Raw genomic sequence first — 14,170 nt, 5'->3', positions numbered from 1 at the left:
CATTGCGCCAGAGAACGCCTCATCGGCTCAGCACACTGTGCTTAGGCGGCCCGCTATCCCTGCCAGGCAAACTGGTTTTTAATCGGGTTTTGCCGGACTAACGAGTGATAGCAGGATTCTCCACCGAGGTAAACCCGCTGCGCCCACAGCGCAGCGGCAACATCAGGCCCGGTTAATGGCCGGCGTGCAGTCCCTGCTGTACAGCGTCATGCAGGTTCAGACGCTGCCAGAAGCTTTGTTCACTGGAGCCGGACAACGGATAGCCGTTTGCCAGCGCGGTTTGTACCATCAGCTGACGACGCTGCTCAGCACTGAGATGCGGTAAGGGTGCTTCCAGTAATACTTCTGCGCCTTTTGGTATCTGCAGCGCAGTTTGTGGCGTAGGCTGCTGCGGCAATCCCCATGTCATGGTGTAGCGGTAAAAGGTTGCCATTTGCGGCGCACTGTAAGGGTCCTGCCCGCTGTCTGCCGGCAGTGCACAGACGGCAATTGAGGTACCACACGCTTTTTCCAGCGCGCGACGCAGCTGCTGCTTCGCCTCATTAAACAGCTTACGATAGCCCACATCGTTAAGATAAATAGCAACGTTGCGCTGAGCGACCATACGCGCGCCAACCAAATCAAGCGGATAATGAACCCCCATTACCAGGCGTGAATAGCCATATTTTGCCGCACGGTTCAACAGGGGAACGAAACGCTCCGGCAGCATCTCCGCCAGTAATAAAGCATCGGTGTAACCGGTATTGGTATGACCACTGGGAAAGGAACCGCCGCTGGGTTGATAGAGGCCATCGTTGTTGACAATGACGTTATCGTTTACCAGCCGGATAGTATTTCCTGCTACCCGGAATGGACGAGGGTTATGGTACTGTTCTTTAGCCTGGTGAATACTTACTTCAGTATGTTTAATCAACGCCGCGGCTTTATTCAGTTCACCGTTGTCATATGCCTGCAGAAAAGCGTGGCCTAAGCGTGGGCCCAACGCATCGGCAAGAAAATAGAGATAGGCACGGCCATCAGCATCCACCAGCGCCTGATGACGATCGGCTTCGCTGGCACGGTTATTAATTTTTTCAACCGTTGCCAGATTTTGCTGTAATACCCCTTCAGGCAACGAGGTGAAGGCGTTCAGCAAAGCAACATTTTCCTGCTTCAGCACCTTTTTAGCAAAATGAAAGCCGCTGGCTTTCAGCCAGGCGTCATCTGCCTGTACCGCATTTTGCCTGGCCTCTTTTACCTGCTGCAGAGTCAGCGCCGGCGCATCGCCCTGCAAAGCACGTCGCAGACGCTGAGTGACATCGGCCTGAAAGCTGACAAACTCCGGACTTTTGCTGGCGGGGGTTGTGGTCTCAACTATCTGATGCAAAGCAGAAAAATCGGCTTCAGTTTTTGCCTGCAGGCACGGGCTGACAAGCAGCGTCGCGGCCAGAGCCGGAAACAGCAAACGCATAAAATATTCCTTTTTAATTATGGTGATAAAACGGCACACCGCGACAGACTTTCATTCCAGCGCGGTGAGAACAAGTGCTTTTTTTTAAGGGCTTATTACCGGGAAGAATAACAACGCCATGAAATACGGTCGCAGCCCCGTTCGTAACGGTACAGATTGTCAGACCGTCACTAACAGGGAAAAAAGAAATACGGCGGGACAGTTAGCAGTCTGACGGACCGATCGCTGGCTGATGAACCGCAATATAACGCTGAAAACGACTCTCTTTAAGCTGGCTGATATCAACCAGAACCAGGCCGTCGATGCAGTTATTGAAATCCGGATCACTGCCAAAATCGATAAACTGCACGCCGCCGGGTTCGCAGAGTTCAGAATACTGCTTGTATAACGGCGGGATAGCGGTGCCGAGATTGCTCAGCAGCCGTTTCAGCCGCCGTAAGTCTTCCTGATAGTCATCACCGCTGAACTGCGCCAGGACCGCCGGTAAAGACGCCGGATAAGGGCGGCGTGACTGGGCCAGCGGCAGCGTTGGGGCAAAGTAAAGCCGGTAAAATGCCACCAGCAAGTCACGCGCGGCCAGCGGCAAGCCACCGGAAATGGATACCGGTCCGAACAGATAACGGTATTGTGGGTATTTAGCCAGATAAGCACCAATCCCCATCCACAGATAATCCAGACCCCGTTTACCCCAGTAAGCCGGCTGAATAAAGCTGCGACCTAGCTCAATGCCACGGTCAAGAATCGGGTTCATTTCATGGTCGTAATTGAACAGGCTGTAGCTGTACAAACCGGCCAATCCTTTGCGGCTGACCTGGCCGGCAGTGGGAATAAACCGGTAAGCGCCGACAATATCCAGCGCCTCGTCATCCCACAAAATCAGGTGATAATAATCGTCATCATAATCATCAAGATCGCGCCGCGTTCCGCTGCCTTCACCCACCGCGCGAAAGGCAATTTCCCGCAGCCGTCCCAGCTCGCGCAAAATGGGCACATAGGCCTCACCGTTACGCCGGTAAAGATAAATAATTTTGCCATCCGGCAGCTGCCCCAGTACTTCGCAATCCGCCAGCGCTTTTTTCAGCACCGCGCGATCTTCCGCGCGGGCAATAGCCGCTTCGGTCTGAAACAGCGCGCTTTTCCCCTGACCGATACGATAGACATGGCGCCGGAACCGGGCAGCCAGCTCTTTGGCCGGGGTATGGCCATCATACCAGTGAGAAAAAGGAATACGTTCACCAATCTGCAGCTTAAGCCGGTTACCGCGCTGGCCGAACATTTCATTGACCAGCAGCATGGTAGAGAGCGGCTGATAAAGCGCCGAAGTGGCATAGAAGAAGGAGGAATTACGCCCGCTGACGTGCACCGGCACCACCGGCGCTCGCGACCGGGCGGCAAGGCGGACAAAACCGTGGCTCCATTTACCGTCGCGGATACCCTTGCTGCCCAGCCGCGATACTTCTCCGGCAGGGAAAAAAATCAGCACGCCCTGGTTATCCAGCTGTTCCTGCATCAGCGCTACCTGCTGACGGTTGGTACGGTTACTCATATTGTCTACCGGTACCATCAGGCTTTGCAGCGAACGAAGACAGCCAAGCAGGCGGTTAGTGACGATTTTCACATCGCGTCTGACCTGTGACACTGCATGAAGCAGGGCCAGACCATCCAGAGAACCAAGCGGATGATTTGCTACGATAACCACCGGCCCCGTTGACGGGATCTGTTCCAGATCGCGTTCACTGGTATCACAACGAATATCAAAATATTCCAGCACCTGTTCGACCATATCAAGGCCCTGCAGGTGGCGGTATTGTTGATCAAATTGCTGGAATTCCTTTTCGTGCAGCAGCCTTCTGAGCAACGCCAGCTGCCAGCCAGCCGGTTTATGCTCAGGGTAGAGATCTGCAAGAACATGTTCGACAGTGAACACAATTTCTCTCCGGGGGTTTTTACCGCGACAGTAAAGCTCGCCTGTGACGATCCTATTACAGAAATATTAAGCTCCTGCTATGTTTTTTCAAATAACAAAGTTGCAAAAAGCACGCTCGGCATAGTGTCAGCCGTTACGCTAGCGGGTTGTTAACTTTCAGTGATTGCTTAAAATATACCGAAAATCATTAATAAACATGACGGATTCAGGCGAACGGGCACCCTGCTGATCGAACAACAGCGCGCCGGGGGTTGGGGTTAGCGACAGAACGTCAGGCCGATGGGATCAGGGGTTACTATGGTTTTGCGCCGCAGCCAGTGGATGCCAGAGCTGCGTTACTCCGCCTTTATCACCCAGTAACGGGTCCATTGCCGGCACCGCAACCTGTTTCACCGCATCCTGCATCTGGCTAAGACAGGTTATATCATCACGCAGGGTTTGCGGTTGCAAGCCACAGGGGTAAGCACCGACAGCAAAAAAATCCTCGCTGGCGGCAATCTGCTTATGCCCCACACCGGCAGGGATCAATACGGCATCGCCGGCATGGACCGTTATCACCCGACCACCATCACCGCCAAATAAGATTTCTGCCCAGCCAGCGCACATCCCCAGCATTTCATGGCTATTCGGATGAAAATGGCTATAAGGATAAACCGGGTAACGCCAGCGGGGCTGCCACTGATTCAGGGTAAACCGCCCCTCGAACCAGCTCGCCAGGTCTTCCGTTTCTTGCGGGACGGCTCGCGGATAAAAGATCAGCGGCAAGCGCGGGTTATTCGGTATCCCGTTATCAGCATGTGACAATAAAAATGCGTAGGGTTGAGAGGGTGCCCCGGTCATCAGGCTACCGGCAGCAAACGACATTAACGATATCAGACTATCAGAAGCAGATAACATGCGGCATCTCCTATGGCCGGGTCGGTAAAACCTCTGTTAATTAATTGTGGCATTTCCGTAGTAAGTTGCAACATGCCCGGGCGATTATATATTACATAACGTGCTAATTTTATTGACTTAAGCCAAATAGATTGCACTGTTATAGCTTAATCGCTGTGAACTGTACCTGCTGACCGCTGACTGGTTATGATTTAATAAGTCAGTTACTCATTGCAGGGGAAATTATGGAGATCATTAAAGCGATTATGCTGCGCGAAATTGAGCAGATTAATCGGACAGAACAGCGTGATAATAAGCCCCGTTTCAGCCTCGGTTTTATGAAAAAACATCCGGGTCTGTGGGCACTGATGTTTATCTGCTACTTGCTCACCACTGCCCTGATATTTACCACAGACTTTCTCGGCTGGCCGGCATTCTGGGGCGCAACGCTGTTTGTGCTAATCATGAGCATTCTGATGCTGATGGACATCAATCCGCGCTACCGTTTTGAAGATATCGACACCCTCGATCTGCGCGTTTGCTATAACGGCGAATGGTATTATGTGCGCACCCTTTCCAGCGCGGCAATTGATGAAATTCTTAACCATCAGGCAGTACCTGACGCCATCAAACAAGGTGTGCAGCGGCTGCTGACAACCAAAGGCGAAGTAGATTTCTATGACATGTTTCATCTTACCTGGGGGGCACGCGCGCCGGTATCAGGACTGGCTAAGTAGCCTGTTTTACTGTTGATCCATCAGGTTACGAATAAGTTGGCCCAGAATTTGTGCAGCCTGTTCCTGCTGGGCTTGCCACGTCCAGGAAGCATTAAAGCGAAAATAGTTGGCATACTGGTCGCCGGAGGAAAACATTTTCCCGGGAGCAATGCTGATGTTTTGCGCCAGGGCGCGATAATAAAGCTGCATGGCATCCACGCCTGGCGGTAATTCAATCCAGAGAAAATATCCCCCCAGGGTGTCGTTAATATTGACCCCGGACGGCAACCAGCGCCTCAGCGCCCGCCAGGCCTGCATTTTCCGCTGTGCCAGACTACGGCGCAGCGCGCGCAGATGGCGCTCGTAGCTATTGCTGCTGAGATAATCAGCCAGAGCCAGCTGCATTGGTACACTGGTTGAGAGTGTGCTCATTAGCTGCAAACGCTGGATTTTTGCCGCGTGCTGTCCGGCAGCTACCCAGCCTACACGAAAACCGGCAACCAGGTTCTTGGAAAAAGAACTGCAGTGCAGCACCCTTCCCTGACGGTCCCAGTAACGCGCCGGATGACGATGCCCGCCGTCGGTGCCAAGTTCGGCGTAAACGTCGTCCTCAATTAAAAAAGCCCCTTTTTCCTCAAGCAAAGTCACCAACTGCGCTTTCTTCTTATCACTCAGCGTACAGCCCAGCGGATTCTGGTAGTTCGTCATCAGCCAGCAGGCTTTTACCGGCCACCGGGATAGTGCCTGCCGCAGTGCCTCAAGATCAATACCATCACGGGGATCGCTGGCAATAGCCACTGCGCGTAACCGGAGACGTTCAACGGCTTGCAAAGCGCCATAAAAACAAGGGTTTTCAATGACCACCCAATCCCCCGGTTCCGTTACTGCCTGCAAACTGAGATTCAGCGCTTCCATCGCACCATTAGTGATCACAATTTCATCCGGGGTTACCGCTATCCCTTGCATGGCATAACGCTGTGCCAGGGTTTTACGCAGCGCTTCGTTACCTGGCGGCAGGTTATTCAGCGCATCTTCAGGTTTCATATTATGAGCAACGGTGTTCAGCGATCGCATTAGCGCCCGCTGGGGAAACAGGCTGGGATCGGGAAACGCCGAACCAAAAGGCAGAATATGCGGGTCACGGGTAGCCTGAAGCACGTCAAAAATAAAGGTGTTGATATCCACCGACTCTGCCAGCTGGACTTTCTGATGCGTCTCAGGCTGGCGCAGGTATTCGGCCTGGGGCGCAACGTAATACCCGGATTGCGGGCGTGATACCAGCGTACCGAGACTTTCCAGCACCTGGTAGGCATGCATTACCGTCATCAGGCTCATATTGCTGCGGGCAACCTGCTCACGCAGCGACGGAAGTTTATCGCCGGGTAGCCAGATGCCGCTGGCTATTTGCTGGCGAATCTTATCCACCAGCGTCTGATATTTGGACATCTGTTACAGGCCAATATGGAGAAAATGAACACTATTATAGGTTGGCAGAGCGAGGCAGCAAGTGTTGCATCGTTAGCACTGCGGTAAAAACTCTTAACCCAGGTTGATATTTCCCGCATCGCTGATTAATCGCCGGCCGGATGCTTGTTAATAGGTTGTTACCAATTGCTGATAAGTGTAAACAGATAATAGTGACCCAGCTCACAACAAGCAAGCTAACTGACAGCTAAAACATCAGCTTAATTGCAAGGAAATCAGGAAGCACTATGACCGAACAGAGCATAACAACGCCATCAGCCAGACAGAATGGCGCCAGAACCATTTTCAACGTGACCAGCGGTAACTTTCTTGAAATGTATGATTTTATGGTGTTTGGCTATTATGCCAGCGCCATTGCAAAAACTTTTTTCCCCGGCGATGATCCCTTTGCTTCCCTGATGATGACCCTGATGACCTTCGGCGCGGGCTTCCTGATGCGACCGCTGGGAGCGATTGTGCTCGGCGCTTACATCGATCATCACGGCCGTCGTAAAGGGCTGCTGCTGACCTTAACGCTAATGGCAATAGGTACGCTGACCATTGCCTGCGTCCCGGGCTATCAAACCCTTGGCGCCGCCGCGCCCATTCTGATCCTGCTGGGACGGTTATTGCAGGGGTTTTCTGCCGGCGTGGAACTCGGCGGCGTGTCGGTCTATCTCTCCGAAGTCGCCCCGCAAGGTCGCAAAGGCTTTTACGTCAGCTGGCAATCCGGTAGTCAGCAGATCGCGGTTATTTTCGCTGCGCTACTCGGTCTGGCACTGAATCATCTGCTGGAAAAACAACAGGTGACCGAGTGGGGCTGGCGTATTCCGTTTGTTGTCGGCTGCCTGATCGTCCCCTTCCTGTTCTGGATAAGACGCATGCTGTCGGAAACCGAAGCCTTCAGTAAACGTAAACATCACCCTTCCATGGGAGACATCATGCGTTCAGTGGCCAGTAACTGGGCGCTGGTACTCGCAGGCATGCTGATGGTAGTGACAACAACCGTGATGTTTTACGCCATTACCGCTTTTACCCCAACCTTTGGTAAAACGGTGCTGATGATGAGTGATAAAGAGAGTTTCTTTGTGACACTGTGCGTCGGGCTGTCAAACCTTATCTGGCTGCCGGTAATGGGTGCCCTTTCCGATCGTATTGGCCGCCGTCCGCTGCTGATAACCTTCACTATCCTTGCCGCGTTAACTTCATGGCCGGTCCTGCTCTGGCTGGTGAACGCGCCGAGTTTCTCCCACCTGTTAATTGCCGAACTCTGGCTTTCTTTCCTCTATGCCAGCTATAACGGGGCAATGGTGGTTTACCTGGCTGAAATCATGCCAGCCGAAGTTCGCGCCGCCGGCTTTTCGCTGGCCTACAGTCTGGCAACCGCGCTGTTCGGTGGCTTTACGCCGGCGGTGTCCAGCTACCTTATTCACGTTACCGGCGATAAAGCAATGCCCGGCGTCTGGCTGACGTTTGCCGCCATCTGCGGTCTGCTGGGTACCTTGTGTATTAAGCGGCTGGTCAGACAGTATCAGGTTGAGCGTCCTGTTACTGCCAGCGTGGTGAGCAGTTCCTGAGCGCTGGCAAACAACCAACCCGGCAGTTGCGCTGCGCCGGGCAGGACATAATCACCCTGCATCACGAAAAAACCCATGCTTTGGCATGGGTTTTTTGTCTGCAAATCACGTGGAGATTAGTGTGACACCGTTTCCATTCCCATCAGACCAATTTTCAGATAGCCGGCCTGACGCAATTGGTCCATGACACCCATTAACGTTTCATAGTCCACGCTTTTATCTGCCTGGAAAAAAATGGTGGTGTCCTTTTTCCCTTCGGTCCGGGCATTCAGCACGCTGACCAGGGTATCCGCTGTCACCTGATCGTTACCCAGAAACAACTGTTTGTCTGCTTTAATCGACAAATAGACCGGTTTCTCCGGACGCGGCTGCGGCGCACTGGTCGAAGCGGGCAGGTTGACCCGCACATCAACCGTGGCCAGCGGCGCGGCAACCATAAAAATAATCAGCAAAACCAGCATGACGTCAATAAAAGGCGTCACGTTGATTTCATGCATTTCGCCATCACCGTCAAGGTCGTCATTCAAGCGCATTGCCATACACTTACCCCACGCGCAGCTTCTGGGTCGCTGGCGACTGCACGTTCTGAGCTGACGCGGCCAGGTCAAGATCGCGGCTCTGCAGCAGCAAAATTTGCGCCGCAACGTCACCCAGTGTGGCTTTGTAACCGGCAATCATCCTGGCGAATATATTGTAAATCACCACGGCAGGAATCGCTGCAACCAGCCCGACGGCGGTTGCCAGCAGTGCTTCAGCAATGCCGGGGGCCACCACCGCCAGATTGGTGGTTTGCGTCTGGGCAATACCAATAAAACTATTCATGATGCCCCAGACGGTGCCAAACAACCCAACAAAAGGCGCCACCGCGCCAATAGTAGCCAGAAATCCATTACCGCGTCCGGCATGTCGACTAAAAGCCGCTACCCGCCGTTCGAGACGAAAGCTGGTACGATCTTTAATGCCTTCGTTGTCCTGACTGCCCTGTGATAACGCCAGTTCGTCTTTCGCTTCTTTAATCAGCCTTTGCGCCAGACTGTTACGGTGAAACTGGCTGCTGGTAGCCTCAGCCTGATCGAGCGAGCGGGCGTCAGCCAGCGCATTCTGTTCATTTTTAATGCGTCTTCTGGCGCTGCTTAATTCGGTAAATTTGCCGAAAAAAATCGCCCAGGTCACGACGGAAGCGAGCAATAACCCGATCATGACTATTTTTACAATGATGTCCGCATGCTGGTACATGCCCCAGACAGAAAGGTCCGTCTGCATTAAGTCATTCGTCACGCTGTGTCTCCAACGTTATTCTGCTTTAGAATTTCCAGCGCGGATCATACCAAAACCATAGTGAATTGATAGTAGTTCTCATTAGTATTTACACTTTGCACCTGATTCCATGGAACTGGCACCCTGTGCCCACAGTTTTTTACTGAAAGTACCGGTCTTTTACCGCTGATGAATATGCCGACGCCAGCGGGCGTGTTACCCTCAGCCAATACCTGTCAATCACAGAGCCTGTTTAGCATGCCGAGTAAAAAAATTGAAACCACGCTGGTTTCCGCCGGGCGTGACAGTCGCTATACACAAGGCGCAGTAAACAGCGTTATTCAGCGCGCGTCCTCACTGATTTTTGACACCGTCGCCGATAAAAAGCAGGCCACCGCCGGACGCAGCGCACGCGAACTGTTTTATGGCCGCCGCGGTACCCTGACCCACTTTGCACTGCAGGATGCGATGGCCGAGCTTGAAGGCGGTGCCGGTTGCTACCTTTTTCCCTGCGGGGCCGCAGCCGTTGCTAACGCCATTCTGGCTTTTGTCAGCAGCGGCGATCACATTCTGATGAGCGGTGCGGTTTATGAACCGACGCAGGATTTATGCAATAAAATTCTGCGTAAAATCGGGGTGGAAACCACCTGGTTTGATCACAATATCGGCGAGCAGATTGCCGGACTGATTCGGCCAGAAACGCGCGTGGTATTTCTGGAATCGCCCGCCTCGATCACTATGGAAATACAGGATGTGCCGGCAATTGTTGCCGCGGTACGCCGCACAGCACCCGATGCGGTAATTATGCTCGATAACACCTGGGCGGCCGGGGTACTGTTCCAGCCACTGGCGCTGGGTGTCGATATTTCTATTCAGGCCGGCACCAAATACCTGATCGGCCATTCCGATGCCATGATCGGCACTGCGGTAGCCAATGAACGCTGCTGGCCACAGCTGCGCGAAAATGCTTATCTGATGGGACAAATGGTTGATGCTGATACCGCTTATATGGCCAGTCGCGGACTGCGTACCCTCGCGGTTCGCCTGCGCCAGCATGAAGAAAGCGGTCTGGCCGTGGCAAACTGGCTGGCGGACCAGCCAGACGTCGCGCGGGTCAATCACCCGGCACTGGCACAAAGTAAAGGCCATGCGTTCTGGCAGCGTGACTTTAACGGCAGCAGCGGCCTGTTCTCATTCATTCTGAAACAGCGGCTTAGCGACGCTCAGCTGACGGAATTTCTGGATAAATTCACCCATTTTCGTATGGCCTATTCATGGGGAGGATTTGAATCGCTGATCCTTGCCAGTCAGCCTGAAGAGATTGCCGCCATACGTCCGGCAGGTGGTGTAGATTTCAGCGGCACCCTGGTACGATTACATATTGGTCTGGAACATATTGATGACCTGATCGCCGATCTGGCCGCCGGCCTGGAGAGAATTCGTGCAACGGCACGGTAATATCGTGGCCTGCACGGTAAAATAGCTAAACGGAAAACTAACGGTTGACGGTTCCGCTGAAGGAGTGTCCCTGACACCAACATGTTTGCCGCTGCAATGGTATTATTGTCCGGCAGGTTTGGGCCATAGCCCGTGAAGGATGAGGGTTTAATGCAGCTAATTCAGGATAAAAAATGAGTGTAATGCATGAGATTGTGCGGGCAATGTGGCATCAGGATTTTGCCGCGCTCGGCAATCCCCAGGTACTATGGGTCGTGTATGGCATCATGTTTGTGGTGCTGCTGCTTGAAAACGGGTTGTTACCCGCTGCTTTTCTGCCCGGTGACAGTCTGCTTTTACTGGCCGGCGCCATGATTTCCAGAGGCGTCATGGAGGTGGTCCCCACCATGGTGATTCTGACGACCGCCGCCAGCCTAGGCTGCTGGCTGGGTTACCTGCAAGGACGATGGCTGGGGAATACCCGACTGGTCAAAAGCTGGCTGTTACACCTGCCGGCACAATATCATCAGCGGGCCTGGAATCTGTTCCATCGTCATGGTCTGATGGCCCTGCTGGTCGGGCGTTTTCTGGCTTTTGTCCGCACGCTGTTACCAACACTTGCCGGCATTTCCGGCCTTAAAAATACCCGTTTTCAGCTGTTCAACTGGCTGAGCGGTTTTCTCTGGGTCGGCATTGTTATCGCCCTCGGTTATACCATCAGCCAGGTGCCGTTTATTAAACGTCACCAGGATCAGGTAATGGCGATTCTGATGGTGATTCCGGTTGCATTACTCTGTATCAGCCTGTTCGGCAGTATCGCCATGATCATTAAGCGTAAAAAACGCGCTCAATCCTGAACCCTGAAGTTCGCGCTAACGCCGGCAGCGGTATACCGACACGCCGCCGGCGTTCAGGTGCGAGCGCCGCTGTCCAGCCGAAAGCGGTCTAACGCTACGGCAACAATAATAATCAGCCCCTTGATAATATACTGCCAGACATCCGGCACCCCGTTCAGTATCAGTCCATTCGACAGAACCGCAATAATCAGCGCGCCAATCAGCGTTCCCCACACCGACCCAATGCCGCCAACAAACGACGTTCCTCCCAGAATGACCGCCGCAATGGCATCCAGTTCATAAGCCTGGCCAAGCTGTAAACCGTTAGCGGCATACAACCTGGAGGAAGCCATCACGCCACCCAGTCCCGCCAGTAAGCCAGAAAGGGCATAAACAAACAGCAGTACCCGACCGGTTTTTATGCCGGTCAGACGAGCCGCATCGAGGTTACCGCCAATTGCATAAATGTGAACGCCCAGCACAGTACGCCGTAAAATAAACCATGAACCGATCACCACGCTAAGGGCAATCACTGCCAGCCAGGGGATACCAAAAATGCTCTGATTACCCAATGCGGCATAGTTCAGGCTGGAGTTAAATACCGTTGAATCATGCCCCATCAAACGCGCGATACCGCGAATCGAGGTCAATGCGCCAAGGGTGACGATAAACGGCGGCAGGCGGATCGCCGCAATTAACGTACCGTTAATCACTCCCAGCACCATCCCCGTCAGCAAAGCTGCCGGTATTGCAAACATCATCAGTGTCGGGTCTAGCGAGGTAATCAGGGCGATCATTGCGGTTGCTGCCAGCACCGACCCCACCGAGAGATCAATTCCTCCCGTCAGGATAACAAAGGTCATGCCACAGGCCAGCACCAGATTGATTGACGCCTGTTGCAGAACAATCAGCAAGTTGCCAAGAGAGAGAAACCGGTCAGTTGCGAGGGTAAAAGCAACACAAAGCGCTGCCAGTACCGGCAACATGCCCAGCGTTCTCAACCCGCTACGCGCTGACCAGCGGGCACCTTGGCCGGCTGAAGACTGTGGCATCAGCGTATCAGATTCATGACTCATAGCTATTCTCCTGAGAGTTTGCGGATGCATCCGATAACGAAGCGGGTTGTGCGCTGTCGTCCGGCATAACGCTTTGGGTGGCGATGGCTATAATCGCTTCCTGAGTAAATGGCGGATGTTCAAGCGTCGCGACCAGTTCACCTTCACGCATCACCATAACCCGGTCTGACAGACCAACAATTTCTGTCAGCTCGCTGGAGATCAGCAGTATCGCCACTCCGCTGTGCGCCAGCTGGCCAATCAGTTTATAAATTTCAAATTTTGCGCCGATATCAACACCACGCGTTGGCTCATCAAGAATCAGTACCTTTGGAGCCAGCGACAACAGGCGAGCCAGCAACACTTTTTGCTGGTTACCGCCGGACAGCCCACCCACTGCGGTCGCGCTGGAGGCCGCTTTAATACGCAGGTCATGTATCGCCTGCTATGCTCGCAAACGGCCCGGGCGAAAACGCCTCAGACCACCGGGCAGGGCGTCGCGATCCAGCACCGCGATATTGATGTTTTCCGCAATGCTCATATCCAGAAAAAGCCCCAGCCCTTTCCGGTCTTCCGTCAGGTAGACAATGCCTGCTTTCAGCGCATCCGCCGGATGGCGCAGACGCAGCGGCCTGCCCTGCATAACCACCTCACCGGCGCTGGCGCTATCCGCGGCGTAAATCAGCCGCGCCAGCTCGGTGCGGCCGGCACCAACCAGGCCAGCCAGCCCCACCACCTCTCCAGCTCGTAGCGTCAGCGAACAGGGTTGTAACCGCTTGCCATCGGTCAGCTTGTTGACCGTCAGCATGGTTTCTCCATCAGGCCGCATTTTAGGCGTCGCCCGATAAAATTCGCCCAGATCGCGTCCGACCATCATGCTGATTAACTTACCCGCTGTAATATGCTCTTTTTCCAGGGTGCCAATATAATGGCCATCACGCAGAACTGAGCAGCGATCGGCCAGCGAATAAATCTCTTCCATGCGGTGTGAGATATAGATGATAGCCAGCCCTTCGCGCCGCAGTTGTTTCACCAGAGCAAACAGAAAATCGGTTTCGCGCGCTGAAAGCGTTGTCGTGGGTTCATCCATCACCAGAATGCGCGCCTCACTACAGAGCGCCCGGGCAATTTCAACCTGCTGTCGCTGCGCCGCTGACAGTGTTGCCACCCGGGTTTGCGGAAAAAAATCAGCCCCAAGGCGCGTCAGGATGGTCTGGCAACGTGCCGCCATCGGCTTACGCTGGATCAGACCACGTTTGCTCTGTTCATTGCCCAGCATCATGTTTTCCGCCACGGTCAGATTCGCTGCCAGCGAAAGTTCCTGATAAATAACGGCAATCCCCAGACGACGGGCATCCTGCGGATTGGCTATACGCACCGGCTGTCCTTCGACAATAAATTCACCGCCAGCATCAGCGCTATAAGCCCCCGACAAAATTTTCATCAGAGTGGACTTCCCGGCACCGTTCTCCCCCATTAGCGCATGGACTTCGCCGGCGTAGATACGCAGATCAACGCGGTACAGCGCCCTGACCGAACCAAAGGTTTTTCCTATCTGGCGCATCTCAAGCAAAG

The 14,170-nt window shown here is 53.6% G+C and carries 11 protein-coding genes and 1 pseudogene; 4 read left to right on the top strand and 8 right to left on the bottom strand.

All coding sequences use genetic code 11. From position 1 onward, the window contains the following. Nucleotides 1-172 precede the first annotated feature (172 nt). The 3 genes from BL249_RS07450 to BL249_RS07440 all read right to left on the bottom strand — a co-directional run bounded on the left by BL249_RS07450 (nucleotide 173) and on the right by BL249_RS07440 (nucleotide 4,274). Complete coding sequence (locus BL249_RS07450) at nucleotides 173-1,450, bottom strand: acid phosphatase (protein WP_099706015.1); 1,278 nt, start codon at nucleotides 1,448-1,450, stop codon at nucleotides 173-175. A 202-nt stretch (nucleotides 1,451-1,652) separates the two neighbouring features. Then, nucleotides 1,653-3,377 (bottom strand): lysophospholipid acyltransferase family protein, encoded by a 1,725-nt coding sequence (locus tag BL249_RS07445; RefSeq protein WP_099706014.1) that lies wholly within the window; start codon nucleotides 3,375-3,377, stop codon nucleotides 1,653-1,655. 285 nt (nucleotides 3,378-3,662) lie between these two features. Continuing rightward, the gene (locus tag BL249_RS07440; RefSeq protein ID WP_099706013.1) at nucleotides 3,663-4,274 is read right to left on the bottom strand and encodes a hypothetical protein; all 612 of its coding nucleotides are present in this window, start codon (nucleotides 4,272-4,274) and stop codon (nucleotides 3,663-3,665) included. Nucleotides 4,275-4,498: 224 nt separating this feature from the next. Here BL249_RS07440 and BL249_RS07435 point away from each other — a divergent pair, with 224 nt between their 5' ends. Next, entirely contained in the window at nucleotides 4,499-4,990 is a 492-nt protein-coding gene (locus BL249_RS07435) for a YlaC family protein (protein WP_099706012.1), read from the top strand. 6 nt (nucleotides 4,991-4,996) lie between these two features. On the opposite strand, the gene BL249_RS07430 is transcribed toward BL249_RS07435, so the two are convergent. Continuing rightward, nucleotides 4,997-6,415 carry an aminotransferase-like domain-containing protein gene (locus BL249_RS07430; RefSeq protein ID WP_099706011.1) on the bottom strand — a complete coding sequence of 473 codons (1,419 nt, stop codon included), beginning with the start codon at nucleotides 6,413-6,415 and terminating at the stop codon, nucleotides 4,997-4,999. 266 nt (nucleotides 6,416-6,681) lie between these two features. On the opposite strand from BL249_RS07430, the gene tcuC reads away from it, so the two are divergent. Further along, nucleotides 6,682-8,010, top strand: a complete 1,329-nt coding sequence (tcuC, locus tag BL249_RS07425; protein WP_099706010.1) for an MFS transporter — start codon at nucleotides 6,682-6,684, stop codon at nucleotides 8,008-8,010. 116 nt (nucleotides 8,011-8,126) lie between these two features. Here tcuC and exbD read toward each other — a convergent pair whose 3' ends face one another. Together exbD and exbB are read right to left on the bottom strand one after the other, a co-directional pair. Beyond that, complete coding sequence (exbD, locus tag BL249_RS07420; RefSeq protein ID WP_099706009.1) at nucleotides 8,127-8,549, bottom strand: TonB system transport protein ExbD; 423 nt, start codon at nucleotides 8,547-8,549, stop codon at nucleotides 8,127-8,129. 4 nt (nucleotides 8,550-8,553) lie between these two features. After that, complete coding sequence (exbB, locus tag BL249_RS07415; RefSeq protein WP_099706008.1) at nucleotides 8,554-9,288, bottom strand: tol-pal system-associated acyl-CoA thioesterase; 735 nt, start codon at nucleotides 9,286-9,288, stop codon at nucleotides 8,554-8,556. Between the two features lie 237 nt (nucleotides 9,289-9,525). Between exbB and metC the strand changes: the two genes are divergently transcribed. Further along, a complete protein-coding gene (metC, locus tag BL249_RS07410) occupies nucleotides 9,526-10,725 on the top strand; it encodes a cystathionine beta-lyase (protein ID WP_099706058.1) in 1,200 nt (399 codons plus the stop codon). Nucleotides 10,726-10,898: 173 nt separating this feature from the next. After that, the gene (locus tag BL249_RS07405) at nucleotides 10,899-11,561 is read left to right on the top strand and encodes a DedA family protein (protein WP_099706007.1); all 663 of its coding nucleotides are present in this window, start codon (nucleotides 10,899-10,901) and stop codon (nucleotides 11,559-11,561) included. A 53-nt stretch (nucleotides 11,562-11,614) separates the two neighbouring features. Here BL249_RS07405 and BL249_RS07400 read toward each other — a convergent pair whose 3' ends face one another. Continuing rightward, nucleotides 11,615-12,616, bottom strand: coding sequence for an ABC transporter permease subunit (locus BL249_RS07400; protein ID WP_446717699.1), 1,002 nt, complete (start codon nucleotides 12,614-12,616; stop codon nucleotides 11,615-11,617). Continuing rightward, nucleotides 12,606-14,159 (bottom strand): annotated as a pseudogene (locus tag BL249_RS07395) (sugar ABC transporter ATP-binding protein). Before BL249_RS07395 ends, BL249_RS07400 begins: the two are co-directional and overlap by 11 nt. Between the last annotated feature and the right edge of the window lie 11 nt (nucleotides 14,160-14,170).

The sequence above is a fragment of the Erwinia sp. OLFS4 genome, from assembly GCF_002752165.1.
In the GTDB taxonomy this organism is placed as follows: domain Bacteria; phylum Pseudomonadota; class Gammaproteobacteria; order Enterobacterales; family Enterobacteriaceae; genus Izhakiella.
The sequence above is the reverse complement of the archived record's forward strand: the minus strand, read 5'-3'. Positions and strand labels throughout refer to the sequence as shown.